The organism is Pseudomonas fluorescens (assembly GCF_018614775.1).
GTDB classification, from domain to species: Bacteria; Pseudomonadota; Gammaproteobacteria; order Pseudomonadales; family Pseudomonadaceae; genus Aquipseudomonas; species Aquipseudomonas fluorescens_BY.
In genome coordinates, this window is the sequence record NZ_JAGGOF010000050.1 from 22,657 (window position 1) to 47,236 (window position 24,580).

Consider the following 24,580-nt stretch of genomic DNA (forward strand, 5'->3'; position numbering starts at 1 on the left):
CGCAGGAATCCGCTCCCGACCAGTTACAGACCCGAGTGAAGCCCGGCGTCGGCTTATTCAGCGTCTTCGTGGGGCTCCCAGTCGCGGGTGCGGCTGACCGCTTTCTGCCAACCGGCGTAGAGTTTTTCCTTCGCCTGTTCGTCCAGTTGCGGTTCGAATTCGCGCTCGATCACCGCTTTGCCACGCAGTTCGTCCAGACTGCCCCAGAAGCCGCAGGCCAGGCCGGCCAGGTACGCGGCGCCCAATGCCGTGGTCTCACGCATTTTCGGGCGCTCGACCTGAGTGCCCAGGATGTCGGCCTGGAATTGCATCAGGAAGTTGTTCGCCACCGCGCCGCCGTCCACACGCAGGGCCTTGAGCCGTTCACCTGAGTCCTGTTGCATGGCGTCGAGTACGTCGCGCGTCTGGTAGGCAATCGACTCCAGTGCTGCGCGAATGATGTGATCGACACGCACGCCCCGGGTCAGGCCGAACAGCGCACCGCGGGCATAGGGGTCCCAGTACGGCGCGCCCAGGCCAGTGAACGCCGGCACCAGGTACACGCCGTTGCTGTCCTTGACCTTGTTGGCAAAGTACTCGGTATCGAAGGCATCGTTGATGATTTTCAGCTCATCGCGCAGCCACTGCACCGTGGAGCCGCCATTGAACACCGCGCCTTCCAGGGCATAGGCCACTTCGCCGCGTGGGCCGCAGCCGATGGTGGTGAGCATGCCGTGGTTGGATTTGACTGCCTTGTTGCCGGTGTTCATGAGCAGGAAGCAGCCGGTGCCGTAGGTGTTTTTCGCCTGGCCCGGTTCCACGCACATCTGGCCGAACAGGGCGGCCTGCTGGTCACCGGCGATGCCGCCGATGGCAATGCCACTTTTGGTGCGGCCGTAGATTTCCGAGGACGACTTCACTTGCGGAAGCATTTCCCGGGGGATGTCGAGGATGTCGAGCATCTTCGCGTCCCATTCCAGCGAGTGGATGTTGAAGAGCATGGTGCGCGAGGCGTTGGTGTAGTCGGTGACGTGGACCTTGCCGCCGGTAAATTTCCAGATCAGCCAGCTGTCGACCGTGCCGAACAGCAACTCACCATTGCGCGCGCGCTCGCGGCTGCCTTCGACGTTGTCGAGGATCCACTTGAGCTTGGTGCCGGAGAAGTACGGGTCGGTGACCAGGCCGGTGGTTTCGCTGATGTACTGCTCGTGACCGTCGCGCTTGAGCTGCTGGCAGATTTCGGTGCTGCGGCGGCACTGCCAGACGACGGCGTTGTAGATCGGGCGGCCGGTGGTCTTGTCCCAGACCACGGTGGTTTCACGCTGGTTGGTGATGCCGAGGGCGGCAACCTGGTCATGATGCAGGCCGGCCTGGGCCAGGGCTTCCACCATGACCGCGCTCTGGGTGGCGAAGATTTCCATCGGGTCGTGCTCGACCCAGCCAGCCTGCGGGTAATGCTGGGCGAATTCGCGCTGGGCAGTGCACACCACGTTGGCGTCACGGTCAAAAATGATCGCACGCGAGCTGGTCGTGCCCTGGTCGAGGGCAATGATGTAGTTCTTGTTCTGGATGTCGGTCATGTCGATTGCCTTGGGACGAAAATAAGGGGTGAGGCCGTGGCGCACGCTCGGAGGGCAGGAGTTTGCGCCGACTGTTCAGGATGTTCTGGGCTTGCCGTCAATGGCCGGTTCTGCATTCTTTGTAGCAGTTGTAGCGCTGGGCAGATGGCGGGCAATCAACCCACGATAAGCCGCTGCTCCCAGGCAGGCCCCCAGGATCGGTGCAAAAATCGGCACCAGGAAATAGGGGATGTCGCGTCCACCCGTGAAGGAAATTTCACCCCAGCCAGTGAAGAAAGTCATCAGTTTAGGGCCGAAGTCCCGCGCCGGATTCATCGCGAAGCCGGTCAAGGGCCCCATCGAGCTGCCAATCACTGCAATCAGCAGGCCGATCAGCAGCGGCGCCAATGGGCCGCGTGGCAGGCCATTGTTGTCATCGGTGAGCGACATGATCACGCCCATCAGGATCGCGGTGATGATCATTTCCACCACGAAGGCCTGGCCGGTGGACAGGGCCGGATGCGGATAGGTGGAGAACACCGAGGCCAGTTCGAGGCTGGCCTCGCTGCCACGGATCATGTGCCGCGACTGTTCGAAATCGAAGAACAGGTTGCTATACAGCGTATAGACCAACAGCGCGCCGCAGAAGGCGCCCGCTACTTGGCAAACAATGTAGAAAGGCAATTTGCGCTTTTCGAAATCGGTGAAGAGGCACAGGGCGATGCTGACGGCGGGGTTCAGATGCGCGCCGGAAATACCCGCGCTGAGGTAGATCGCCATGCTGACACCGACGCCCCAGATGATGCTGATTTCCCACAAGCCGAAACTCGCACCCGCGACCTTGAGCGCTGCAACGCAGCCGGTGCCAAAAAAAATCAATAACGCAGTGCCCAGAAATTCGGCCAGGCATTGGCTTGAAAGAGACGGCTGTTGTAAAGCAATAGTCATTCGTACCTCGGTTTTTGTTCTTTTGCGGCGCGTTCGATAAAAGCTCGATAGCGCGATTTTCACCGAGGCAGGATCCCCATCCTGGTCTCGGGTTGCTGCTTGAGACATGCGTTATGGCTTTCAGTTTCGAAAAAATATAGACAAGAAACGCCGGTGTCAAAGGTCGAAAGTGAACCGTCGGTCACATTTCAACTATTCGTGGTGTGAATGGTTGTTTCAACAACACCTGAGCACCGGCGTTTGCATGCGATCCGACGCCTTTTGGCTGGCGATGGCCTAGAATCCGTTCCACTCTTTGTTGATGTCCTTAGTCAGGAGCGGTCATGACCCCCGCGTTGGATCTGTTGAAGAAAGTGCGCGCCGAACATCGTATCCATAGCTATGAACACGATCCCAAGGCTGCGTCCTATGGCTTGGAAGCTGCAGAAAAGCTCGGATTGGCGCCGGCGCAGGTGTTCAAGACATTGCTGGCCGCGAGCGAAAAGGGTGAGCTGCTGGTGGCGGTGGTGCCCGTAGTCGGGAGCCTTGATTTGAAAGGCCTGGCCCAGGCTGCCGGGGTGAAGAAGGTGGAGATGGCTGACCCGGCCGCCGCGCAGCGTTCAACCGGGTATCTGCTCGGGGGCATCAGCCCGCTGGGGCAGAAGAAGCGTCTGCGTACGTTTATCGATGCATCCGCGCAGTCGCAGGCCAGCATTTTTGTCAGCGCGGGGCGCCGGGGGCTGGAAGTGGAGTTGGCGCCGGGAGTGCTGGCAGAGCATACCGGGGCGGCGTTTGCCGATATTGGACGGTCCTGATTCATCTGGCGGTGTAGGGTAAAAATTCTGTCGATCTGTCACTGGATACCACTGTTCCGGCACCTCATGCTGGCGCATCAATAAAAAGGAGAAGTGCCATGCAGCTTGCTTTTCATCAGGTCGATGCGTTCAGTGACCGGCCATTTGGCGGCAATCCGGCGATGGTCTATCGGCTCGATGCCTGGCTCGCCGATGAGCTGATGCAGAAGATCGCCGCCGAGCACAACCTGGCGGAGACCGCGTTTCTGGTGCGCGAAGGCCCGCGTTGGCATATCCGCTGGTTTACGCCTACCACGGAAGTCCCGCTGTGCGGGCACGCCACGTTGGCCAGTGCTCATGTGCTGTTCGAGGTCTACCGCGAACCCGTCGAACGCCTGGATTTCATCTGCCGGTCCGGTCCGTTGAGCGTCACCCGTGAAGGGGGGCGGTTGTGGCTGGATTTCCCGGCCATCGTGCCTGCCGAGTTGGGGGTGTCATTGGCAGTCCAGAACGCGCTGAATATTGAAGCGGTGGACGTGCTGAGCTCCAACGAGCTGTTCGTGGTGTTGGAGTCGGAGCAGGCGGTGCTCGATTGCAAGCCGGACATGGCGGCCCTGGCAAAACTGCCCTGGCCGGGCGCCATTGTGACCGCTCCGGGGAGCAAGCATGACTTTGTCTCGCGTTATTTCGCCCCGGCTATAGGCATCAACGAAGATCCGGTGACCGGCTCGACGCACTGCAGCCTGATTCCGTATTGGTCCAAGCGCTTGGGCAAGCTGGGCCTGACGGCTTATCAGCGTTCGGCAAGGGGTGGGGCGCTGTTTTGCCGGCTGGAAGGGGATCGGGTGAAGATTGGTGGGGATGCGACGTTGGTGGCCAGTGGGACTTTGACGTTGGGCTAGCCGATAGCCTCAATATCCAGGCCAGTAATGCGAGCCTGTGGAAGCGACCTTGCTCGCGATAGCGGTGGTTCAGCCAGCATTTGATGCTGAATGTGCCCGCCCCATCGCGAGCAAGCTCGCTCCCACATTGGTTGTCAATGAGCTGTGCTGTACCGCCGCACGCCACTCTCCAGCAGCGGCAGATGCGCCGCCGTGCTGCCCGAGGCCTGGAACAGCACCAGATGTTCCGCTGCAACGCGGATGCCGACGCTGGCCCCGACCAGATGGTCGGCATGGCTGGGGAAGATCGACTCCACTTGCGCGCCCGTCGGCAATTGCAGGCGATACAAGGTTGAAGCGCCGAGGAACGTCTTGCCAATGATCCGTGCGGCGAGCGGGCTGTCCGGGGCGTACACGATGTCGTCCGGTCGCAGCAATACGTCCACCGCCGCGCCGACGGGCCAGGTGTAGGCCCGGTTGCCGCGCAATAGGCCCAATTCGGTCTGCACCGACTCCGGGCTTTCGAGACTGCCACGAATGAAGTAACCCTGCCCGATGAAGCTGGCAACGAATGGCGTCAGCGGTTCGTGATAGAGGTTGTAAGGCGTGTCCCACTGTTCGAGTCGGCCTTCCTTGAACACCCCGACATGATCACTCACGGCGAAGGCTTCTTCCTGATCATGGGTGACCAGGATGGCGCTGGTGCCGCGGGCCTTGAGAATGTCCCTGACTTCGTGGCTCAGCTTGCGCCGCAACTCGCCATCGAGGTTGGAAAACGGCTCATCGAGCAACAGCAGTTGCGGTTCCGGTGCCAGTGCCCGGGCCAGGGCCACGCGCTGTTGCTGGCCCCCGGAGAGTTCATGGGGGAAGCGCTTGCCGAGGTTCTTCAGGTTGACCAGTTCCAGCAGTTCTTCAACCACGCGCTCCTTGTTCGGATGCTTGCGGATGCCGAAGGCGATGTTCTGCGCCACGCTCAGGTGGGGGAACAGCGCATAGTCCTGGAACACCATGCCGATGCGGCGTTTTTCCGGGGCGAGGGTGAAGCCTGCGCGGGAAATGGTTTCCCCGGCCAGCTGGACCTCGCCCTCATGCACCGGCTCGAAACCGGCAATGGCGCGCAATGTCGTGGTCTTGCCGCACCCGGACGAGCCGAGCAGGCAGCCGATATCGCCAGCGTTGAGGTGCAGGTTGAGGTTCTGCACCACCCGCTGGTCCTGATACCCGCACGCCAGGTTGTGCAAATTCAGCAACAGGGAGTGGCTCATGCGTGGCGATACGCCGGCTCGACCAGAAACTCGAGCAGGGCCTTTTGTGCATGAAGGCGATTCTCTGCCTGGTCCCAGGCCACCGAGCGCGGGTCATCCAGCAGGTCGAAACTGATCTCTTCGCCACGGTGGGCCGGCAGGCAATGCATGAACAGTACTTCAGCATCCGCCAGGTCGAGCAGGGCGCGGTTGACCTGGAGCGGTGCAAACAGCTGGACGCGCTTGGCGGTTTCTTCTTCCTGGCCCATGGAGATCCACACATCGGTGCTGACCAGGTGCGCACCGGCCACGGCCAGCTTAGGGTCACGGACGATCGTCACCCGCTCCCCGGCCTTGGCGACCAGCCCGGCATCGGGATCGTAGCCCTCGGGGCAGGCGATGCGCAGTTGGAAGTCGAATTGCAGTGCTGCTTCTATATAGCTGTTGCACATGTTGTTGCCGTCGCCGATCCAGGCCACGGTCTTGCCCTGGATCGAGCCACGGTGTTCGAGGAATGTCTGCATGTCGGCCAGCAACTGGCAGGGGTGCAGGTCATCGGACAGGCCATTGATCACCGGCACGCGGGAGTGGGCCGCGAACTCGGTCAGGGTGCTGTGGGCAAAGGTGCGGATCATCACGGCATCAAGCATGCTCGACATGACGATGGCGGCATCGCCGATGGGCTCGCCGCGGCCCAGTTGGGTGTCCCGGGGCGACAGGAAGATGGCCTGGCCGCCCATCTGGATCATGCCGGCTTCGAAAGAGATACGGGTGCGGGTCGATGACTTTTCGAAGATCATTCCCAACACGCGGTTTTTCAAGGGCTCGAACAGTACGCCGCGGTTACGCAGGTCCTTGAGCTCCACGCCTCGACGGATCAGGCCGAGCAGCTCGTCGGGCGTGAGATCCATCAGGGAGAGAAAGTGCCTTGCGCTCATGATTGACTACCTTTTGTTACTGACCGCAGATGCTCAAAGCCTTGTTTAATGAAAAAACGGGCGAGACCTGCGGCAAAAGCCGCACGGGGCGACGAAAATAGGGGAAGGCGCGATATTGACATTAAATGTCGCGTCTTACCAATAGGGCTACGGTTTTTGGGGATTCAGCAAGGTCATCACAGGACTGCGATGACTGGTTGGAGGCCGGTTTCCTGACAGCAGCGACCCATTTGTACACTGCCCTTGCGCCGCTTGGCAAACAAGCAAGGTGGGCCCGCCGGGGTTAGGGGTCGTTCAGGACCGGCTATTGCGAGGGGCCGCCCGCCTGGCGGTGACTGTGAAGCATTTCCTATTGCAATGGGCTGGGTTATAAATGAATCCCGAGCGACAGGAGCCCCGAAATGGATTCGAAAGAGCAACAACTGATGGAACTGCTAGGGCTGACGGCACGTTCGCTGACGCACCTGACCGCTTCGGTGACGTCGATGTCATTCGAATTGTTGCGCAGTGACGACGAAGTGACCAAGGCCGCAGCGCGTCGGATGATCGATCGCATGGCCACCATCAGCGGCGGCATCGACGCGCACTGGCGCTTGATCGGTGAACTGACCGGGGTGCCAATCGCCCAGGAACAGGTGGAAACCGTCGAGGAAATCCAATTGCTGGCGCCGCCCCCCGGCTGACCTGGCGGCTTCATCGGCGGGCCTGATGCTCGCCAATTCACAGGACGAACGTCGCTGGCGCTGTGGGGAGTCACGCGCCATAGTTTTATTCCCGCGGCCGACAGCGCCCGCAACGAATCAAACAGAGACTGGCCATGACCAAGACTCTCCACCACCGTGCGTGCCATCTGTGTGAAGCCATCTGTGGCTTGACCCTCGAAACCACCGAAACCGAGGGCCAGGGCCTGGCCATTACCTCGATCAAGGGTGATGCGCTGGACAGCTTCAGCCGGGGTCATATCTGCCCCAAGGCGGTGGCCTTGCAAGATATCCAGAACGATCCGGACCGCTTGCGCCAACCCATGCGGCGGATTGGCAACGAGTGGCATCCCATCGCCTGGGACGATGCTTTCGCGCTGGTCGCCGAGCGTTTGGCGGATATTCAGGCGCGTCACGGCCAGAACGCGGTGGGCGTCTACCAGGGCAATCCCAGTGTGCACAACTATGGGCTGATGACCCATAGCAACTATTTTCTCGGCCTGCTGAAGACCCGCAGCCGCTTCTCGGCGACCTCGGTGGATCAACTGCCCCATCACCTGACCAGCCACCTGATGTATGGCCACGGCTTGCTGATACCGATTCCGGACATCGACCACACGGACTTCATGCTGATCCTGGGCGGCAACCCCCTGGCGTCCAACGGCAGCATCATGACGGTGCCGGACGTGGAAAAACGCTTGAAGGCGATCCAGGCCCGTGGTGGCAAGGTTGTGGTGGTCGATCCACGCCGCAGCGAGACGGCGGCCATGGCTGATCAACACGTCTTCGTCCGCCCCGGTGGCGACGCCGCGCTGCTGTTTGGCCTGCTCAATACGCTGTTCAGCGAAGGCCTGACCCGCGACAGCCACCTGCCGGTAGACGGCCTGGACGCGGTACACGAGGCCGTTGTCACGTTCACGGCTGAAACCATGAGCCCGCTGTGTGCGGTGCCGGCGGAGCAGATCCGCCAACTGGCCCGGGACTTCGCCGCCGCGCCGTCGGCGGTCTGCTACGGACGGATGGGGGTGTCGACCCAGGCGTTCGGCACGTTGTGCCAGTGGCTGATCCAGGTGATCAATCTGGTCACCGGCAACCTTGACCGGGTGGGCGGGGCACTGTGCACCGAGCCGGCAGTGGACCTGGTGGCGACCACCTCGGGAGGGCATTTCAATCGTTGGCAGAGCCGGGTGTCCGGGCGCCCTGAGTACGCGGGGGAGTTGCCGGTGTCGGCCCTGGCCGAGGAAATGCTTACCGAAGGAGAAGGGCAGATCCGTGCACTGGTGACCGTGGCCGGCAATCCGGTACTGTCCACCCCCAACGGCCGCCAACTGGAGCAGGCGCTGGACGGCCTGGAGTTCATGGTCAGCGTTGACTTGTACATCAACGAAACCACACGTTATGCCGACCTGATCCTGCCGTCGACTTCGGCGCTGGAAAACGACCATTACGACACCACGTTCAACGTGTTCGCGGTGCGCAACGTGACCCGTTTCAATCGGGCGATCCTGCCCAAACCCGAGGGGGCGTTGCACGACTGGGAAATCTTTGTCGGCCTGGCCAAGGCCTACGCGGCCCGCACCGGCAAGGAGCTCAAACCCACCCTGCCGCCGGCGCAAATGATCGATTTCGGACTGCGAGCCGGGGCATACGGCGACGCCTCGCCGCACAAGCTGTCCCTGGCGACGCTGTTCGATCATCCCCATGGCATCGACCTCGGCGCGCTCAAGTCCAACCTGGCCCCGCGCCTGAAAACCGAAAACCGGCGCGTGAAGGCTGCGCCAGCGGTGATTCTTGCCGACCTGGCGCGTTTTGCCGCACTGCGGGCCCCGACGGCGGATGAGCTGCTGATGATTGGTCGCCGCCACGTGCGCAGTAACAACTCCTGGATGCACAACTTCCATCGGCTGGTGAAGGGCAAGCCGCGTCATCAGTTGTTGATGCACCCGGAGGATCTCGCCAGCCGGGGCCTTGTCGACGGTCAGCGGGTGCAGGTCAGTTCGCGGGTAGGCGCCATTGAGGTGGAGGTGCAAAGCAGCGCGGACATGATGAAAGGCGTGGTCAGCCTGCCCCACGGTTGGGGGCATGCCCGACCGGGCGTGCAGATGACCATCGCCAGTGGCCAGCCGGGTTCCAGCGCCAATGACTTGACCGATGAATGCCTGCTCGATGAGCTGTCCGGCAACGCGGCGCTCAACGGCGTACCGGTGAGGGTCGCCGTTGCGTGAATTTGTCCCTGGGACAGCGCACTCGGCTTTCCGTTACAATGCGCCACCGTGTCGACGACTTAAGTCGCAGAAGTTCAAGCCGAGGTGCTCCATGGATATCATCGAAACGATCAAAGACCAGATTGCCAACAACACCGTCCTGCTTTACATGAAAGGCGCGCCGAATGCTCCGCAATGCGGTTTCTCGGCGAAGGCTGCTCAGGCGGTGATGGCGTGTGGCGAGAAGTTCGCCTACGTGGACATCCTGCAGAACCCGGAAATCCGCGCCAACCTGCCCAAATACGCCAACTGGCCAACCTTCCCGCAACTGTGGGTAGGCGGCGAGTTGATCGGCGGTAGCGACATCATGACCGAGATGGCCGAAGACGGCTCTTTGCAGGCCACGATCAAGGCTGCGGTGGAAGCGGCTGCGGCGAGCAAGACCGAAGCCTGATCCGAGGGGGCTGTTCACCACTGATTCTGTGGCTGAACACGGCCCCTTGTGGGAGCGAGCCTGCTCGCGATAACGGTGGGTCAGTCAGCATTTTTGTACCTGACCCACCGCTATCGCGAGCAGGCTCGCTCCCACAGTGGATTTTCAGTGCGGCCTGGATCGCAGGCAATAAAAAGCCCCGCCTCTCGTTAAGAGGGCGGGGCTTTTTAGTGGCTCGCTGGCGGGAAAGTTACTCTTCACCCATCTGCGACTGCAGGTAGTTCTCAAGACCTACCTTGTCGATCAGGCCCAGTTGGGTTTCCAGCCAGTCGATGTGCTCTTCCTCGGACTCAAGGATGTCTTCCAGCAGTTCGCGGCTGCCGAAGTCGCCAACGCTTTCGCAATGGGCTATCGCGGCCTTCAGGTCGGCATGGCCGGTGCGTTCGATGCGCAGGTCGCACTCGAGCATTTCCCGGGTGTGTTCGCCGATGTGCAGCTTGCCCAGGTCCTGGACGTTCGGCAGGCCTTCGAGAAACAGGATGCGCTTGATCAGCTTGTCCGCGTGCTTCATCTCGTCGATGGATTCGTGGTACTCGTGCTTGCCCAGCTTGTTCAGGCCCCAATCTTCATACATGCGCGCATGCAGGAAGTATTGATTGATCGCGACCAGTTCATTGGCAAGGATCTTGTTGAGATGCTGGATGACTGTAATGTCGCCTTTCATGATGAGGCCTGTCCTTTGATAACGGTGTATGCAGCGGAGTTTGAGCCGCGCATAGACCAGTGTCAAACCTAAGTTATTGAATAATAAATGAAAATTAATCGGAATAAGAATGTTTGTGTTCCGCGTCTTGGCGCTAACTATTTGATTTTTGGGCATAAAAAAACCGGACATCGAGTCCGGTTCTTTGGAAGTCCGTTTATTACGCCGCGGTAAATTCTACCGGGTAGGGGATCGAGGCCTGTGCCGTCTGCACTTTGGCGAGGGTTTCACGTACCACTTCCTTGGCCAGGCAGGCACATTTGCCGCATTGGCTGGCGACGCCGGTGGCTTGGCGGACTTCGCGGTAGCTGCAGCAACCTTCATAGATCGCTTCGCGGATTTGCCCGTCGGTGACGCCAGTGCAGAGGCAGACATACATAAGTGAGAACCGTCGCTGGTTGTGACTCAATTGAGACGGATCTTAATGTTAACGAGAATGATTGTCAAAGTGGTTTCTGAAAGCCTTGCGCTTGAGCGGCGCCTGACTGACGAACGGTTTTATCCACCCTCGCGCACGTGGCATGCAAATTTTCAGCATCGCGGAAAAACCGTTGAAGACAGGCCAAATGCGCGGTGTATGATGGTCGGTCCTTGTAAAGCGGGTTCGTGTCACAGGGCTGTCGCCTGAGGGTGACAGGCTGGCCCGGACCTTGTTTTCACGTTACTACACCAGGAGATATCCAATGAGCGTACTCGTAGGCAAACAAGCCCCTGACTTCACCGTACCGGCCGTCCTCGGCAACGGCGAAATCGTCGACAGCTTCACCCTGTCCTCGGCCATCAAAGGCAAATACGGCCTGGTGTTCTTCTACCCACTGGACTTCACCTTCGTCTGCCCGTCCGAGCTGATCGCACTGGATCACCGCATGGACGACTTCAAGGCGCGCAAGGTTGAAGTGATCGCTGTCTCGATCGACTCGCACTTCACCCACAACGCCTGGCGCAACACCCCGATCAACAATGGCGGTATCGGCCAGGTGAAATACACCATGGCTGCCGACATGAAGCACGAAATCGCCAAGGCCTATGACGTTGAGTCCGAAGGCGGCGTGGCTTTCCGTGGCGCGTTCCTGATCGACGACAAAGGCGTGGTCCGTTCGCAGATCATCAACGACCTGCCGCTGGGCCGTAACATGGAAGAGCTGATCCGTCTGGTCGACGCCCTGCAATTCCACGAAGAGCACGGCGAAGTCTGCCCGGCCAACTGGAAGAAAGGCGACAAGGGCATGACCGCATCGCCTGAAGGCGTTGCCGCTTACCTGGGCGAGCACAGCGACAAGCTGTAAGCACATCAGGTACAAAAAAACCGGCCTTTGATTGGCCGGTTTTTTTTGGGGAAAAATCTGTAGGAGCCCCATGGGAGCAAGGCCTGTGGCCTCAGTCGTCGAAATCCTGCCAGCCACCCATCTCCTTCCAGCGATTGACGATGCCGCAGAACAGCTCGGCGGTCTTCTCGGTGTCGTAGCGGGCCGAGTGGGCTTCGCGGCCGTCGAAGTCGATGTCGGCCGCCTGGCAGGCTTTCGCCAGCACGGTCTGGCCGTAGGCGAGGCCGGCCAGGGTGGCCGTGTCGAAGCTGGAGAACGGGTGAAACGGGTTGCGCTTCATGTCCATGCGCGCGACGGCGGCGTTGAGGAAGCCCAGGTCGAAGCTGCTGTTATGGCCGACCAGGATCGCGCGCTTGCAGCCGTTGGCCTTCAGCGCCTTGCGCACGCCACGGAAGATGTCGGTCAGGGCCGTCTCTTCGCTGACCGCCATGCGCAACGGGTGGTCGAGCTTGATCCCGGTGAATTCCAGGGCGGCGGCTTCGACGTTGGCGCCTTCGAACGGTTCGACGCGGAAGAAATAGGTGTGGTCGGGGAACACGAAGCCTTTTTCATCCATGCCGATGGTGGTCGCGGCGATTTCCAGCAGCGCATCGGTGGCGGAGTTGAAACCGCCGGTTTCTACGTCGACGACCACTGGCAGGTAGCCGCGGAAGCGGGCCGCCATTGGGTGCCGGGCGCCGCCCGAACCACCGTTGCCGTCCAATTCATCGTCGAAATGATCTTCACTCACGCGTTTTCCTCCAGCAGGCGCCAGCGCAGTTTTTCACCGGCGCGCAGCGGGATGACAGTCAGCTCGCCGAAAGGCAGGCTGGCGGGGGCGGTCCACTCGTCGCGGACCAGGGTAATGCGGTCGGTGTTCACCGGCAGACCATAGAAACGCGGGCCATGCAGGCTGGCGAAACCTTCGAGCTTGTCCAGCGCATTGCGCTGTTCGAACGCCTCGGCGTACATTTCGATGGCGGCGTAGGCGGTGTAGCAGCCGGCGCAACCGCAGGCCGCTTCCTTGGCTCCCCGTGCGTGGGGCGCCGAGTCCGTGCCCAGGAAGAACTTGGCGCTGCCACTGGTGGCGGCGTCGAGCAGGGCTTCCTGGTGGGTGTTGCGCTTGAGGATCGGCAGGCAATAGAAGTGCGGCCGGATCCCGCCCACCAGCATGTGGTTGCGGTTGTAGAGCAGGTGATGCGCGGTAATCGTCGCGCCGACGTTGGCCGGGGCCTCGTTGATGAACTGCACGGCATCGCCGGTGGTGATGTGTTCGAACACCACCTTGAGGGTCGGGAAACGCTCCACGACGCGGCGCATGTGCTCGTCGATGAAGATCTTCTCGCGGTCGAACACATCGACGTCAGCGCGTGTCACTTCACCGTGGATCAGCAACGGCATGCCGACGTCGGCCATGGCCTCCAGCGCCGGGAAAATCTTGTCGATGCTGGTAACGCCGGAATCCGAGTTGGTGGTCGCGCCGGCCGGGTAGAGCTTGGCGGCGTAGACAAAACCACTGGCCTTGGCGTCGCGGATCTCTTCGGGCTGGGTGCGGTCGGTGAGGTAGAGCACCATCAGCGGCTCGAAGCGGCTGCCGGCCGGGCGCGCGGCGAGGATACGCTGGCGATAGCCATCGGCCTCGGCGGCGTTGCGCACGGGCGGCACCAGGTTCGGCATGATGATTGCGCGCCCGAAGGTGCGCGCGACATCGGCGACGGTATGGGTCAACACAGCACCATCGCGAAGATGAATATGCCAGTCGTCGGGACGCAGCAGGGTCAGGCGGTCGGACATTAGGGGGCTTCCAGGCGGGTCAAACTCTGGGGAATGCTACCGGAAAAGACCGATTCAGGCACCCGCTATCAAGTTCTGGCCCAAGTGACCGATAGCTCCTACAGGTGTGCCACGAATCGGTGGATCGCCAGGGACCTGCGTCATACGCTCAGCGGGTGACGATATTTGTAATAAAAGCCAGTGGAGCCTCCCGTGCGCCAGCGTTATCTAGCCCTGCTCAGTGTGTTTGCCAGCCTTCCCGCGATGGCGCTCACTTTCCAGACCCGTCTGGAGAGCATTGAGTGGACGGTCGAAGGTGACAAGTTCGAGTGCCGGCTGAGCCAGCCGATCACCGATTTCGGCACGGGCGAGTTCGTGCGCCGGGCGGGTGAGCAGGCCACGTTCCGCCTCAAGGCCTATAACCCGATGCTGGGTGGCGGCTCCGCGACCTTGCTGGCGGCCGCTGCGCCCTGGCAACCGGGGCGCGGCGATATCAACCTGGGCTCGGTCAGCATTGGCAGTGGCGACGTGCTGTTCAACAGCTCCCAGGTCCAGGCGGGCCGCCTGATCAGCGGGCTGATGGAGGGGCGCAGCCCGGTGGTGCGTCGCAACACCGAGGACGGGCGCGTATCGGAGGTCCGTTTGCTGCCGGTGCGTTTCAACAAGGCCTTCAATGACTATCAAGGCTGCGTGGCAAAACTGTTGCCAAAGAATTTCGAACAGGTGAAGCAGACCCAGATCGCGTTCCCGGGCGAGGAAGTCGAGCTCGATGCCCGTGCCAAGGCCCAGTTGCAGGTGATGCTCGATTTCATCAAGGCCGACCCGAGTGTCAATCATGTCGAGCTTGACGGGCACTCCGACAACAGCGGCAACCGCCTGACCAATCGCGAGCTGTCGCGCCGCCGGGCCCTGGCGGTCCAGGACTTCTTCAAGGCCAATGGTTTCCAGGAGTCGCAGATCACCCTGCGTTTTCACGGTGAGCGCTATCCGCTGGTGCCCAATACCAATGCTGCCAATCGGGCCAAGAACCGTCGGGTGGTCGTGCAGTTGACGCGCGTAGCACCTGGTGCGGCGTCGGCGCCAGCACCGGCCGTGCAACCGACCCCGGCGCAACCCGCGCCTGTTGCCGCACCGGCCAAGGTTCCTGCGCCCGCCGCAGCTCCGTCCAAAGCACTGGCTCCGGCGACAGCGCGAGCATCCTGATCCCCGTTGATCGTCGCGCAGTCGACATAATCTGTCGCTTCGTCGTCATAAGCTGTCGCGCCTCTGTAAATTATCCGCGGCGGACGTTAGACTTCCCGGCTTTCCGTACAACCCGTGGAGTGATGGCATGGCGGACGTAAACAAGGTCGTTCTGGCGTATTCCGGCGGCCTGGACACTTCGGTGATCCTCAAGTGGCTGCAGGACACTTATAACTGCGAAGTGGTGACCTTCACCGCAGACCTGGGGCAGGGCGAGGAAGTCGAGCCTGCACGCGCCAAGGCACAGGCCATGGGCGTCAAAGAGATCTACATCGATGACCTGCGCGAAGAGTTCGTCCGCGACTTCGTGTTCCCGATGTTCCGCGCCAACACCGTTTACGAAGGCGAGTACCTGCTGGGTACTTCCATCGCCCGTCCGTTGATCGCCAAGCGCCTGATCGAAATCGCCAACGAAACCGGCGCCGATGCCATTTCCCATGGCGCCACCGGCAAAGGCAACGATCAGGTCCGTTTCGAGCTGGGCGCCTATGCCCTCAAGCCCGGCGTGAAAGTCATTGCCCCGTGGCGTGAATGGGACCTGCTGTCCCGTGAAAAACTGATGGACTATGCCGAAAAGCACGCGATCCCGATCGAGCGTCACGGCAAGAAGAAATCCCCGTACTCGATGGACGCCAACCTGCTGCACATTTCCTATGAAGGCGGCGTGCTGGAAGACACCTGGACCGAGCACGAAGAAGACATGTGGCGCTGGACCGTTTCCCCGGAGAAGGCCCCCGATGCCCCGCAATACCTGGAGCTGACCTATCGCAACGGCGATATCGTCGCCCTGGACGGCGTGGAAATGAGCCCGGCAACCGTGCTGGCAACGCTTAACCGCATCGGTGGCGAGCATGGCATCGGCCGTCTGGACATCGTCGAGAACCGCTATGTCGGCATGAAGTCCCGTGGTTGCTACGAGACCCCGGGCGGCACCATCATGCTGCGCGCCCACCGCGCAATCGAATCGATCACGCTGGACCGCGAAGTCGCTCACCTCAAGGATGAGCTGATGCCCAAGTACGCCAGCCTGATCTACACCGGCTACTGGTGGAGTCCTGAGCGCCTGATGCTGCAACAGATGATCGACGCCTCCCAGGTCAACGTGAACGGCGTTGTGCGCCTGAAGCTGTACAAAGGCAATGTGATCGTCACCGGGCGCAAGTCCGACGACTCGCTGTTCGATGCCAACATCGCGACCTTCGAAGAAGACGGCGGTGCGTACAACCAGGCCGACGCGGCCGGCTTCATCAAGCTCAACGCCCTGCGCATGCGCATTGCGGCGAACAAGGGTCGCAAGTTGTTCTGACCCTGCCTGTCATAAAAAACGGCCTGCCCTGCGCAGGCCGTTTTTTTGGGCGATCCTTTTTGTACGTGCTGCTTATTCATCCGGCTTGTCCGGTGCATCGCCTGCACTTTTGTAAATGACGTACACGATGAGGCTGGCAGCATGCCTGGGGCGTTTTGATCGCACGTGTTGCGATTGCCTGCACACGATGCAAACGGCCTGCCGTGATGCGCGTCGGCGTCGATGAAGCGCCGTCAATAACGCCTTATTCTTGTTTGCCCGGCGCAACATTCGTTTACGCCGGCAGGTCGTAGTGTTCAGGGTCTTGATGAAGTGTTTGCCCTTGGAGAAGTCCGAGGGTGAATATAACGAACGATGGTTGAAGTTTAGCGTGGTGAAAAAGAGCAATAACAAATAGAACGGAAAGCAGATCAGGAACCAAAGATAGTATTCACGATCTTCATCGTCCAGGAAGGGCAGCGAAATCGCCGCCGAGGTTTCGGATAACGTTGCAAATATGGCGATGAGGGTCAGAGGGTTGGTAATGCTTTTCAAAGGTTTGCTCATGATGAGTGCTCATGGAAAGTCTCTGTTAATAAGTAAGTGGGTAGGGTTATTAATAATTAGTCCAATACGAGCGAGGTGGCAAGCGATGACTACTCACGCGCCAGGACACCGCTGTTTCTTATAATGTCTTGATGGGTCGGGCAGGGCAGGAAATAGACGGTCAATCGATTATTGGGTTGCTCTTCAGCGCCGATGCATTCGCCATTTACCTGTCCGAAAGGTCGGCGTCGGGGTGTAAATTCACATTCACCACAGGTTACCGGAAGGTTAAGAAAGGTCGCTGCGATGCTGCAGAAAAATTCATGACACATTTTTTCCGCGGTATTTTGTAGGATTTTTCTGTATAGCGTGTAGGTTTCGTCTCTGCCTGCAAACGGCCTAGGGGGGGCGGTATGCCAAGGGAGAAATGACTAGGCTATTGTGCGTGCTCTAAAAATTCGAACAGCGAAGTTGGATTTGCCCATGAATAAAGTGCTGATCGTGGATGATCACCCCGTCATTCGTCTTGCTGTACGTTTGCTGATGGAGCGGCATGGTTATGAAGTGGTTGCTGAAACAGATAACGGCGTCGATGCGCTGCAACACGCGCGTGAACTCATGCCCGATATTGTCATTCTGGATATCGGTATTCCGAAACTGGACGGATTGGAGGTCATTGCCCGGCTGACCGCCATCCCTTCAGCGATGAAAGTATTAGTCTTGACGTCCCAGTCACCCGGTCATTTTTCCATGCGTTGCATGCAGACCGGTGCGGCCGGGTATGTCTGCAAGCAACAAGACCTTACCGAGTTATTGAGCGCGATCAAGGCGGTACTCTCCGGCTACAGTTATTTCCCCAACCAGGCATTGCATACCGTGCGTTCGAGCCTGGGTAATGCCAGCGAGTCGGACATGGTAGATCGGTTGTCCGGGCGGGAAATGATGGTCCTGCAACAACTGGCTCGCGGAAAAACCAATAAGGAAATTGCCGATGGAATGTTTTTAAGCAACAAGACGGTCAGTACTTACAAAACCCGTTTATTGTTGAAGCTCAATGCCCGCTCGCTGGTCGATCTGATCGAGTTGGCGCAGCGTAATGGGTTGGTGTGAGGTTTGCGGTCACGCGTACTCAATAAAAAGCCTCCGTTGGGAGGCTTTTACGTGTCAGAGATCGAAGTCGTAATCGGCCAGTTGCTTCTGCAAGCGGCGCTCTTCCAGCAGATTATCGATGGTGCGGCGTTTGCTCAGGTTGGTTTTCGCCACTTCCACGACCACAGGTTCCGCGTCGTCAACGTCAACGGCGATGAATTCGTCTTCTACGTCCAGTTGTTCCTTGCCAGCACTCATGGGTTCGACTCCAGGCTAAGACTGCCATTGGCGCTCCTTATATCGATAAACCACGGGCGGGTAAAAAAGATTTTTTCAATCGATGGATCAATAAATCCAATAGCGCCTCAATCGTCGGAGGTCTTGTGCTTGTATTCGCATAAATCTTCGATCGGACAGCTGCCGCAGCGCGGCTTGCGGGCCAGGCAGACGTAGCGTCCGTGAAGAATGAGCCAGTGATGGGCGTCCAGGAGATATTCCTTGGGCACGAATTTCATCAGTTTCTGCTCGACTTCCACCACGTTTTTACCCGGTGCGAGCCCGGTACGGTTACTGACTCGAAAAATGTGCGTGTCGACGGCCATGGTCAGTTGCCGAAACGCGGTATTGAGCACCACGTTGGCGGTTTTGCGACCAACGCCTGGAAGGGCTTCCAGTGCCTCACGGGTTTGTGGGATCACGCTGCCATGGCGCTCAATCAGCAGGCGACAGGTTTCAATCACGTTTTTGGCCTTGCTGTTGAACAGGCCGATGGTCTTGATGTACTCGGACAAACCTTCAACGCCCAAGGCGTAGATGGCCTCCGGCGTATTGGCCACCGGGAACAGCTTGGCCGTGGCTTTATTGACGCCGACGTCGGTGGACTGGGCCGACAGAATGACCGCGATCAACAACTCGAACGGTGAGGAATAGGCCAGCTCGGTTTTCGGCTCCGGGTTGTCTGCGTGAAAACGACGAAATATTTCCAGGCGTTTTGCGGCGTTCATAGGCGCGGCGTTTCCTCGGTAGGTAAAGGTTTTTTTGCGGCGGTCCAGGCTTGGCGGGCCGCCAGCAGCAGGCCAAGCAGGATGAACCCGCCAGGGGCGAGCAGGGCCAGGGGCAATCCGCTGCCGATCAGCTCGCGCGCGACACCCAGCCCGATCAGCCAGAGGCCGAACAGCCCGGCCAATCTCAGGTGTCCGGGCAAGTGGGACTCAACGAAGCCACCGTCCTGTTCCAGCGCCACGCAGCTCAAGGCGATCCAGCCTACATAAAGGGGGCGGTACAGCTCCAGCGCCCAGGCCTGGAGCGCGAAGCCTGCGCAGGCGGTCAGGGTGGCGGCCAGCACGATGGACGCGAGCAGTCGTTGAGCGGCCGTCAGGCGGGGCCGGACACCTCCCATCGCTGCACCATGAGCGAAGCTGATCACAACCCAGGCCAGCCACAGGCCTAGCGCGCCAGCCAGCGAATCGCTCGCGCCGATCAACGGCACGAGCAGCAGCCCGCGTGTCAGTGCCCATGGTTTATTCATCCTCGGCCACTCTGGTCAATTGGGCCTGGTGCGCATCGAAGTAGCGCAGCGCATCCTGAACGGCCTGGAGAACCGCGCGGGACGTCACGGTTGCGCCGGCGAGTTGATCGAACTGCCCGCCGTCCTTTTTCAAGGCCCAGTCGCAGTCGGCGGACACCTGGCGGGATTGGCCGGTGAGGCTGTGCAACCAGGCATTCGGCCAGTCGGCAATCGCCGCGCCCAAGCCGGGTGTCTCCGCTTGATGCAGGGTTTTCACCCCGAGCAATCGACCGTGCGAGTCGACCGCCACCAGCAATTCGATGCGACCTTCGTAGCCCAGCGCTTCGCTACGTAACAGCACGGCAGTGGGCTGGCCGCCGTGGGTCGCCAGGTAGGCGTTCAGCAGCGTGCTATGGATCAGGGGCACCGGGCCCGTCAGGACGGGCTGCGTCAGGGGCTGGTTGTCATAGCGCCCGGCGGGCAATATCTCCAGTAACGTCCTGTTCGCGAGCGCTTGCTGCCTGGCCTCGATACGTCCGGCGGTGCCAAGGTGCGTGAGGTAAGTGGCGCCGCACCCCAGGCCAATCAAAACGATCAGGATGGCGAGGCCTCCGGGGTTTTTCATGTGGGCAGCCGCTGTTGTCGCGTTTCGGCAAACCGATCCAGTGCCGGAACGCCGAGGTTCATCAGCAACACCGCAAAGGCCACGCCATCCGGGTAACCGCCCCAGGTGCGAATCAGGTACACCAGCAGCCCGACGCCTGCGCCAAACAACAGGCGAGCGAGCGGCGCCCTGGCGCCCGAGACCGGTTCGGTTGCGATAAAGAACGCGCCCAGCATGGTTGCACCGCTGAGCAGATGCAACAGCGGCGAGCCGTGGGAATCGGAGCCTGAGCCGTTCCAGCACAGCAGGCTGACGAGAAACAGGCTTGCCAGCATGCCCGCCGGCGCGTGCCAACTGAAGACCCGTTGTTGCAACAGGAACAGACCGCCCGCCAGGAACGCCAGATTGACCCATTCGGCACCCCGGCCACCGAAATGGCCGAACGCCGGGTGGCTGGCGAACAGTTCATCGATGGTCAGGCTCCGGTTGATACGCAGACTGTCCAGCGCCGTCGCTCCGGCCCAGGCATCGGCCGGCGGTTGGGCACCGAACACCTGGTGCAGGCCTTCCACCCAACCTACGCCGTGGGGCGCTGGCCATTGGCTCATGTGGGCAGGAAACGCCACCAACACCAGCGCGTACCCGAGCATCGCAGGGTTGAACGGATTGTTGCCGACGCCGCCCCACAGGTGCTTGCCAAATAGCAGTGCACAGGCCGCCGCTGTGACGGTCAACCACCAGGGGCAATACGCCGGCAAGGCCAGGGCCAGGAGGGTGGCGCTGACCAGCGCGCTGCCGTCGTTCAGGTCCGGTGTGAGTGGCCGGTGGCGCAGGCGCAACACGAGCGCCTCGACCGCCAGCGCAGTGAGGGCAGCCAGCAACAGGTTGAGCGCCACGCCCCAACCCTGGAACCACAGCAGCGCCAGCACGCCCGGCAGCGTCGCCAGCAGCACCCGCTTCATCGCCTGGCGCAGCCGTTCGTCCACGGGCTCAGGACGCGGCATGGGCGTCCACCTGGCGCTCGGCGTCTTGCACCGCTTGCTCCAGCGCCAACACCTGGTCCTGCGTAGCTGCAGCCGCGCGGGCTTTGCTCAGTTCGGCCCGGCGCATCGCCAACTGGATCCTGGCGCGCTTCAGTTCGGCGCTCTGCGCGGGTGCAGGGGCTGGAGCGGCCGGAGCGACCGGCGACGCGGTGCGTTCCAGTTGCGCCAGGGCCTGTTCTGCCGCTTCGAATTGACGTTGCAGCACGATCAGTTGCGATTGCTGCTCGAAGGTCGGTGGGTGACCGAAGGCCTTCAAGGATTTATTCAGCTGCGCGCGGCTCATGGCCAGGTCGATCTTGGCTTTTTTCAAGGCTGCATCGGCGTTGGCCGCTTTTTGCGCGCGCACACGCTCCAGTGCAGCTTGCACGGGATCGAGGTGGGGCTGGGGTTGCGCGGCGCGTTGGGTGCGGGCCAGGCGCTCCGCTTGGCGCTGCGCTTCTTCGCGACGCAAACGTGCAGTGCGTTGTTCGAAACGCCGCCGGGCATGGTTGCGCTTGGCCGCGCGTGCCTGGTGCTCCTCGATGCTGAAGGCCAGGCCGCCGACAATCGGCAGCACGGTCGACGCCGGCAAGGGGCGCATCTCGATGCAATCCACCGGGCAAGGCGCGACGCAGAGATCGCAACCGGTGCATTCGTCGATGAGGACGGTGTGCATCAGCTTTGCCGCGCCGACGATCGCGTCCACCGGGCAGGCCTGGATGCACTTGGTGCAGCCGATGCATTCGGCCTCACGGATGAAGGCGATTTGCGCCGGCGCTGAGCCGCGGCTGGCGTCCAGTTCCAACACCGGCACCTTCATCAGGTCGGCGAGGGCCGCGATGGTTTCATGTCCGCCAGGCGGGCACTTATTGATAGGTTCGCCCTGGGCGATGCCTTCGGCGTAGGGCTTGCAGCCCGGATGGCCGCATTTGCCGCATTGGGTTTGCGGCAGCAGGGCGTCGATACGTTGAATCAGACTCATGTTTTGACCAGCCCGCGCAATCCAAGGAAGGCCACTGCCATCAGTCCGGCGCTGATCAACTGAATCGGCAGGCCGCGAAAGGGCATGGCAATAGCGTGATTGAAGGTGCGCTGGCGCAAATCCTCGAACAGGCTCAGCACCAGCCAGAATCCCAACCCGCCGCCCAGGCTCAAGGCAATGGCGTGGCCCAGGCCCTGGTCATCCTCGCCGTTGAGCAGCGTGATGCCCAATACGCCGACGTTGCCGAGCAACAGCGGCCACAACCCGTCGAATGGCACTGTGGGCAGCCAGCGCGCCAGCACGCGCAGCAACGGCCCGATCAGCAGCGCGCTCAAGGGCAACCACACCAGCAGGCGCAGGGAGGTGAGGTGTGTCGGCGCCAGCAGCCAGTGGTCGATCAGATACCCCAGGGTGCCCACCGTCAGCATCAGGCAAGTCGTCGCCAGCCCCAGGGCGTGGACCTGGCGCCTGCCATGGGTGTCCAGCAGCGGATCGACGCCCAGCGGCCAGTGCAACACCAGGTTGTTGATCAGGGCGGTGCTGAGCAATGTGAGGACGAATTCGGTCATGGGCGTAGGGCGACAACCAACCTGTTACAAGATTAGGCATTATCCGCCACGCGACGAGGGTGGGCCAGATATGAAAATCCCACAGCCGCCTGCGAAGCGACTGTGGGATCGGTGCAGCAGGGCGTTGCGTTACTTGATCCGCTGGCCCGGCTTGGCGCCGCTGTCGGGGCTCAGCAGGTAGATTTCCTCACCGCCGGGGCCCGCCGCCATGACCATGCCTTCGGACACCCCGAAGCGCATTTTCCGTGGCTTGAGGTTGGCGATCATCATGGTCAGCCGACCTTCGAGCTTGGCCGGGTCCGGATAGGCGCTCTTGATCCCGGAGAACACGTTGCGTTGTTCATCGCCGATGTCCAGGGTCAGGCGCAGCAGCTTGTCCGCACCCTCGACGGCTTCGGCCTTGACGATCAGCGCCACGCGCAGGTCCACGGCGGCAAAGGCGTCGAACTCGATTTCCGGCGACAGCGGGTCCTTGGCCAGTTCGCCGTTGCCGGCCGGCGCCCCGGTGTCGGTCTGGCTGGCGGCCAGGTCTTCCTTGGAGGCGTCGGTCATCGCTTGCACCTTGGTGGCATCAATACGGGTCATCAGCGGCTTGAACTCGTTCAGCTGATGGTTGCTCAGCAGGGTCTGGTGATCGTTCCAGGTCAGCGGCGCGACGTTGAGGAACGCCTCGGCATCGGCGGCCAGCAGCGGCAGCACCGGCTTGAGGAAAATCACCAACTGGCGGAACAGGTTGACGCCCAGGGCGCAAATCGCCTGGACTTCCGCCTGCTTGCCTTCCTGTTTGTTCAGCGACCACGGTGCTTTATCGGCGATCCAGGCGTTGGCGCGGTCGGCCAGGGCCATGATTTCGCGCATGGCGCGGGCAAAGTCGCGGGCCTCGTAGGCTTCGGCGATGCTTGGCGCAGCGGCCAGGAACGCCTCGGTCAGCTCCGGTGCAGCGTTACCCGCCACCAGCACGCCGGCGTTGCCTTTGTGGATGAAACCGGCGCAGCGGCTGGCAATGTTGACGACCTTGCCCACCAGGTCGGAGTTGACCTTCTGCACGAAGTCTTCGAGGTTCAGGTCCAGGTCATCGACGCCACGGCCGAGCTTGGCCGCGTAGTAGTAGCGCAGGTATTCCGGCGACAGGTGGTCCAGGTAGGTCCGGGCCTTGATGAAGGTGCCGCGGGACTTGGACATTTTCTGGCCGTTGACGGTCAGGTAGCCGTGCACGTTGATGCCGGTCGGCTTGCGGTAGCCCGCGCCTTCGAGCATCGCCGGCCAGAACAGGGCGTGGAAGTTGACGATGTCCTTGCCGATGAAGTGGTACAGCTCGGCGGTGGAGTCCTTGCCCCAGAACGCATCGAAGTCCAGCGCCGGCGTGCGGTTGCAGAGGTTCTTGAAGCTGGCCATGTAGCCGATCGGCGCGTCCAGCCAGACATAGAAGTACTTGCCCGGCTCGTCGGGAATCTCGAAGCCGAAATACGGCGCATCGCGGGAGATGTCCCACTGCTGCAGGCCGGCGTCGAGCCATTCGGAAAGCTTGTTGGCGACGGCGTCCTGCAGGGTGCCGCTGCGGGTCCAGGTTTGCAGCATCTGCTGGAAATCCGGCAGCTTGAAGAAGAAGTGCTGGGAGTCCTTTAGCACCGGCGTGGCCCCGGAAATCGCCGATTTCGGGTCCTTCAGGTCGGTCGGTGCATAGGTGGCGCCGCACTTTTCGCAGTTGTCGCCGTACTGGTCCTCGGTGCCGCATTTCGGGCAGGTGCCCTTGATGAAGCGGTCGGCCAGGAACATTTTCTTTTCCGGGTCGAAATACTGGGTGATCGAGCGGGTAGCGATGTGCCCGGCGTCACGCAGCTTGAGGTAGATCTGGCTCGACAGCTCACGGTTTTCTTCGGCGTGGGTGGAGTGGAAGTTGTCGAAGTCCACCAGGAACTCGGCAAAGTCGGCGCTGTGTTCAGCCTGGACGTTGGCGATCAGTTGTTCCGGGGTGATGCCTTCCTTTTCTGCACGCAGCATGATGGCCGAACCGTGGGCGTCGTCGGCGCAGACATAGATGCATTGGTTACCGCGATGCTTCTGGAAGCGCACCCACATATCGGTCTGGATATATTCCAGCATATGGCCGAGGTGAATCGAACCATTGGCATAGGGCAGGGCGCTGGTGACGAGGATCTTGCGTGGCTCGGACATGGGGCTCGGCTACTTGATGAAACGGAGGTCGGCCACTATAAAGCGCCAGCGGCTTTTTT

The 24,580-nt window shown here is 61.0% G+C and carries 25 protein-coding genes and 1 pseudogene; 9 read left to right on the top strand and 17 right to left on the bottom strand.

What is annotated here, in order from left to right:
* Positions 1-53: 53 nt before the first annotated feature.
* Together glpK and J7E36_RS14635 are read right to left on the bottom strand one after the other, a co-directional pair.
* The gene (glpK, locus tag J7E36_RS14630) at positions 54-1,559 is read right to left on the bottom strand and encodes a glycerol kinase GlpK (protein ID WP_215004063.1); all 1,506 of its coding nucleotides are present in this window, start codon (positions 1,557-1,559) and stop codon (positions 54-56) included.
* Positions 1,560-1,634: 75 nt separating this feature from the next.
* Entirely contained in the window at positions 1,635-2,486 is an 852-nt protein-coding gene (locus tag J7E36_RS14635) for an MIP/aquaporin family protein (protein ID WP_215004133.1), read from the bottom strand.
* Positions 2,487-2,809: 323 nt separating this feature from the next.
* Here J7E36_RS14635 and ybaK point away from each other — a divergent pair, with 323 nt between their 5' ends.
* Together ybaK and J7E36_RS14645 are read left to right on the top strand one after the other, a co-directional pair.
* A complete protein-coding gene (gene ybaK, locus J7E36_RS14640) occupies positions 2,810-3,280 on the top strand; it encodes a Cys-tRNA(Pro) deacylase (RefSeq protein ID WP_215004065.1) in 471 nt (156 codons plus the stop codon).
* A 98-nt stretch (positions 3,281-3,378) separates the two neighbouring features.
* On the top strand, positions 3,379-4,161 hold the full coding sequence (locus J7E36_RS14645; RefSeq protein ID WP_215004067.1) for a PhzF family phenazine biosynthesis protein: 783 nt from the start codon (positions 3,379-3,381) through the stop codon (positions 4,159-4,161).
* 134 nt (positions 4,162-4,295) lie between these two features.
* Here the strand turns inward: J7E36_RS14645 and J7E36_RS14650 are convergent, their stop codons facing one another.
* Together J7E36_RS14650 and argF are read right to left on the bottom strand one after the other, a co-directional pair.
* A complete protein-coding gene (locus J7E36_RS14650; RefSeq protein ID WP_215004069.1) occupies positions 4,296-5,405 on the bottom strand; it encodes an ABC transporter ATP-binding protein in 1,110 nt (369 codons plus the stop codon).
* A complete protein-coding gene (gene argF, locus J7E36_RS14655) occupies positions 5,402-6,322 on the bottom strand; it encodes an ornithine carbamoyltransferase (protein WP_215004071.1) in 921 nt (306 codons plus the stop codon). The genes J7E36_RS14650 and argF overlap by 4 nt, the downstream gene beginning before the upstream one ends.
* 401 nt (positions 6,323-6,723) lie before the next feature.
* On the opposite strand from argF, the gene J7E36_RS14660 reads away from it, so the two are divergent.
* The 3 genes from J7E36_RS14660 to grxD all read left to right on the top strand — a co-directional run bounded on the left by J7E36_RS14660 (position 6,724) and on the right by grxD (position 9,681).
* Positions 6,724-7,005: a hypothetical protein gene (locus J7E36_RS14660; protein ID WP_215004073.1), complete on the top strand. Its 282-nt coding sequence runs from the start codon at positions 6,724-6,726 to the stop codon at positions 7,003-7,005.
* 134 nt (positions 7,006-7,139) lie between these two features.
* A complete protein-coding gene (locus J7E36_RS14665) occupies positions 7,140-9,248 on the top strand; it encodes a molybdopterin oxidoreductase family protein (RefSeq protein WP_215004075.1) in 2,109 nt (702 codons plus the stop codon).
* A gap of 91 nt (positions 9,249-9,339) precedes the next feature.
* Positions 9,340-9,681, top strand: a complete 342-nt coding sequence (gene grxD / locus J7E36_RS14670; RefSeq protein WP_215004077.1) for a Grx4 family monothiol glutaredoxin — start codon at positions 9,340-9,342, stop codon at positions 9,679-9,681.
* A 229-nt stretch (positions 9,682-9,910) separates the two neighbouring features.
* On the opposite strand, the gene bfr is transcribed toward grxD, so the two are convergent.
* Positions 9,911-10,384, bottom strand: coding sequence for a bacterioferritin (bfr, locus tag J7E36_RS14675; protein WP_003178701.1), 474 nt, complete (start codon positions 10,382-10,384; stop codon positions 9,911-9,913).
* Between the two features lie 199 nt (positions 10,385-10,583).
* Positions 10,584-10,802 (bottom strand): bacterioferritin-associated ferredoxin, encoded by a 219-nt coding sequence (locus J7E36_RS14680; RefSeq protein ID WP_003178704.1) that lies wholly within the window; start codon positions 10,800-10,802, stop codon positions 10,584-10,586.
* 304 nt (positions 10,803-11,106) lie between these two features.
* On the opposite strand from J7E36_RS14680, the gene J7E36_RS14685 reads away from it, so the two are divergent.
* Positions 11,107-11,709, top strand: coding sequence for a peroxiredoxin (locus J7E36_RS14685; protein ID WP_215004079.1), 603 nt, complete (start codon positions 11,107-11,109; stop codon positions 11,707-11,709).
* A gap of 91 nt (positions 11,710-11,800) precedes the next feature.
* Here J7E36_RS14685 and rnt read toward each other — a convergent pair whose 3' ends face one another.
* A complete protein-coding gene (gene rnt / locus J7E36_RS14690) occupies positions 11,801-12,478 on the bottom strand; it encodes a ribonuclease T (RefSeq protein ID WP_215004081.1) in 678 nt (225 codons plus the stop codon).
* The gene (pyrC, locus tag J7E36_RS14695; RefSeq protein ID WP_215004083.1) at positions 12,475-13,521 is read right to left on the bottom strand and encodes a dihydroorotase; all 1,047 of its coding nucleotides are present in this window, start codon (positions 13,519-13,521) and stop codon (positions 12,475-12,477) included. The genes rnt and pyrC overlap by 4 nt, the downstream gene beginning before the upstream one ends.
* A 192-nt stretch (positions 13,522-13,713) precedes the next feature.
* Here pyrC and J7E36_RS14700 point away from each other — a divergent pair, with 192 nt between their 5' ends.
* Entirely contained in the window at positions 13,714-14,703 is a 990-nt protein-coding gene (locus J7E36_RS14700) for a flagellar protein MotY (protein ID WP_215004085.1), read from the top strand.
* 127 nt (positions 14,704-14,830) lie between these two features.
* Positions 14,831-16,048, top strand: a complete 1,218-nt coding sequence (locus tag J7E36_RS14705) for an argininosuccinate synthase (protein ID WP_215004087.1) — start codon at positions 14,831-14,833, stop codon at positions 16,046-16,048.
* 294 nt (positions 16,049-16,342) lie between these two features.
* Here the strand turns inward: J7E36_RS14705 and J7E36_RS14710 are convergent.
* Positions 16,343-16,594 (bottom strand): annotated as a pseudogene (locus J7E36_RS14710) (hypothetical protein); the annotation flags it as partial.
* 462 nt (positions 16,595-17,056) lie between these two features.
* Between J7E36_RS14710 and J7E36_RS14715 the strand changes: the two are divergent.
* Complete coding sequence (locus J7E36_RS14715) at positions 17,057-17,683, top strand: response regulator transcription factor (RefSeq protein ID WP_215004089.1); 627 nt, start codon at positions 17,057-17,059, stop codon at positions 17,681-17,683.
* Positions 17,684-17,737: 54 nt separating this feature from the next.
* On the opposite strand, the gene J7E36_RS14720 is transcribed toward J7E36_RS14715, so the two are convergent.
* The 8 genes from J7E36_RS14720 to metG all read right to left on the bottom strand — a co-directional run bounded on the left by J7E36_RS14720 (position 17,738) and on the right by metG (position 24,521).
* The gene (locus J7E36_RS14720; RefSeq protein ID WP_215004091.1) at positions 17,738-17,920 is read right to left on the bottom strand and encodes a PA3496 family putative envelope integrity protein; all 183 of its coding nucleotides are present in this window, start codon (positions 17,918-17,920) and stop codon (positions 17,738-17,740) included.
* A 107-nt stretch (positions 17,921-18,027) separates the two neighbouring features.
* On the bottom strand, positions 18,028-18,666 hold the full coding sequence (gene nth / locus J7E36_RS14725; RefSeq protein ID WP_215004093.1) for an endonuclease III: 639 nt from the start codon (positions 18,664-18,666) through the stop codon (positions 18,028-18,030).
* The gene (locus J7E36_RS14730; RefSeq protein WP_215004095.1) at positions 18,663-19,190 is read right to left on the bottom strand and encodes an Rnf-Nqr domain containing protein; all 528 of its coding nucleotides are present in this window, start codon (positions 19,188-19,190) and stop codon (positions 18,663-18,665) included. Before J7E36_RS14730 ends, nth begins: the two co-directional genes overlap by 4 nt.
* A complete protein-coding gene (locus tag J7E36_RS14735; RefSeq protein ID WP_215004097.1) occupies positions 19,183-19,794 on the bottom strand; it encodes an RnfABCDGE type electron transport complex subunit G in 612 nt (203 codons plus the stop codon). Before J7E36_RS14735 ends, J7E36_RS14730 begins: the two co-directional genes overlap by 8 nt.
* Positions 19,791-20,777 carry an RnfABCDGE type electron transport complex subunit D gene (locus tag J7E36_RS14740; RefSeq protein WP_215004099.1) on the bottom strand — a complete coding sequence of 329 codons (987 nt, stop codon included), beginning with the start codon at positions 20,775-20,777 and terminating at the stop codon, positions 19,791-19,793. The genes J7E36_RS14735 and J7E36_RS14740 overlap by 4 nt, the downstream gene beginning before the upstream one ends.
* Positions 20,764-21,777 (bottom strand): electron transport complex subunit RsxB, encoded by a 1,014-nt coding sequence (gene rsxB / locus J7E36_RS14745; protein ID WP_215004101.1) that lies wholly within the window; start codon positions 21,775-21,777, stop codon positions 20,764-20,766. Before rsxB ends, J7E36_RS14740 begins: the two co-directional genes overlap by 14 nt.
* The gene (locus J7E36_RS14750; protein ID WP_215004103.1) at positions 21,774-22,346 is read right to left on the bottom strand and encodes an Rnf-Nqr domain containing protein; all 573 of its coding nucleotides are present in this window, start codon (positions 22,344-22,346) and stop codon (positions 21,774-21,776) included. The genes rsxB and J7E36_RS14750 overlap by 4 nt, the downstream gene beginning before the upstream one ends.
* 129 nt (positions 22,347-22,475) lie before the next feature.
* Positions 22,476-24,521: a methionine--tRNA ligase gene (metG, locus tag J7E36_RS14755; RefSeq protein ID WP_215004105.1), complete on the bottom strand. Its 2,046-nt coding sequence runs from the start codon at positions 24,519-24,521 to the stop codon at positions 22,476-22,478.
* Between the last annotated feature and the right edge of the window lie 59 nt (positions 24,522-24,580).

Excerpts from the sequence above, each read along its gene's own strand:
- glpK (WP_215004063.1), bottom strand. The coding sequence starts at position 1,559 with ATGACCGACATCCAGAACAAGAACTACATCATTGCCCTCGACCAGGGC.
- J7E36_RS14635 (WP_215004133.1), bottom strand. The coding sequence starts at position 2,486 with ATGACTATTGCTTTACAACAGCCGTCTCTTTCAAGCCAATGCCTGGCC.
- ybaK (WP_215004065.1), top strand. The coding sequence starts at position 2,810 with ATGACCCCCGCGTTGGATCTGTTGAAGAAAGTGCGCGCCGAACATCGT.
- J7E36_RS14645 (WP_215004067.1), top strand. The coding sequence starts at position 3,379 with ATGCAGCTTGCTTTTCATCAGGTCGATGCGTTCAGTGACCGGCCATTT.
- J7E36_RS14650 (WP_215004069.1), bottom strand. The coding sequence starts at position 5,405 with ATGAGCCACTCCCTGTTGCTGAATTTGCACAACCTGGCGTGCGGGTAT.
- argF (WP_215004071.1), bottom strand. The coding sequence starts at position 6,322 with ATGAGCGCAAGGCACTTTCTCTCCCTGATGGATCTCACGCCCGACGAG.
- J7E36_RS14660 (WP_215004073.1), top strand. The coding sequence starts at position 6,724 with ATGGATTCGAAAGAGCAACAACTGATGGAACTGCTAGGGCTGACGGCA.
- J7E36_RS14665 (WP_215004075.1), top strand. The coding sequence starts at position 7,140 with ATGACCAAGACTCTCCACCACCGTGCGTGCCATCTGTGTGAAGCCATC.
- grxD (WP_215004077.1), top strand. The coding sequence starts at position 9,340 with ATGGATATCATCGAAACGATCAAAGACCAGATTGCCAACAACACCGTC.
- bfr (WP_003178701.1), bottom strand. The coding sequence starts at position 10,384 with ATGAAAGGCGACATTACAGTCATCCAGCATCTCAACAAGATCCTTGCC.
- J7E36_RS14680 (WP_003178704.1), bottom strand. The coding sequence starts at position 10,802 with ATGTATGTCTGCCTCTGCACTGGCGTCACCGACGGGCAAATCCGCGAA.
- J7E36_RS14685 (WP_215004079.1), top strand. The coding sequence starts at position 11,107 with ATGAGCGTACTCGTAGGCAAACAAGCCCCTGACTTCACCGTACCGGCC.
- pyrC (WP_215004083.1), bottom strand. The coding sequence starts at position 13,521 with ATGTCCGACCGCCTGACCCTGCTGCGTCCCGACGACTGGCATATTCAT.
- J7E36_RS14705 (WP_215004087.1), top strand. The coding sequence starts at position 14,831 with ATGGCGGACGTAAACAAGGTCGTTCTGGCGTATTCCGGCGGCCTGGAC.
- J7E36_RS14715 (WP_215004089.1), top strand. The coding sequence starts at position 17,057 with ATGAATAAAGTGCTGATCGTGGATGATCACCCCGTCATTCGTCTTGCT.
- J7E36_RS14720 (WP_215004091.1), bottom strand. The coding sequence starts at position 17,920 with ATGAGTGCTGGCAAGGAACAACTGGACGTAGAAGACGAATTCATCGCC.
- nth (WP_215004093.1), bottom strand. The coding sequence starts at position 18,666 with ATGAACGCCGCAAAACGCCTGGAAATATTTCGTCGTTTTCACGCAGAC.
- J7E36_RS14730 (WP_215004095.1), bottom strand. The coding sequence starts at position 19,190 with ATGAATAAACCATGGGCACTGACACGCGGGCTGCTGCTCGTGCCGTTG.
- J7E36_RS14735 (WP_215004097.1), bottom strand. The coding sequence starts at position 19,794 with ATGAAAAACCCCGGAGGCCTCGCCATCCTGATCGTTTTGATTGGCCTG.
- J7E36_RS14740 (WP_215004099.1), bottom strand. The coding sequence starts at position 20,777 with ATGCCGCGTCCTGAGCCCGTGGACGAACGGCTGCGCCAGGCGATGAAG.
- rsxB (WP_215004101.1), bottom strand. The coding sequence starts at position 21,777 with ATGAGTCTGATTCAACGTATCGACGCCCTGCTGCCGCAAACCCAATGC.
- J7E36_RS14750 (WP_215004103.1), bottom strand. The coding sequence starts at position 22,346 with ATGACCGAATTCGTCCTCACATTGCTCAGCACCGCCCTGATCAACAAC.
- metG (WP_215004105.1), bottom strand. The coding sequence starts at position 24,521 with ATGTCCGAGCCACGCAAGATCCTCGTCACCAGCGCCCTGCCCTATGCC.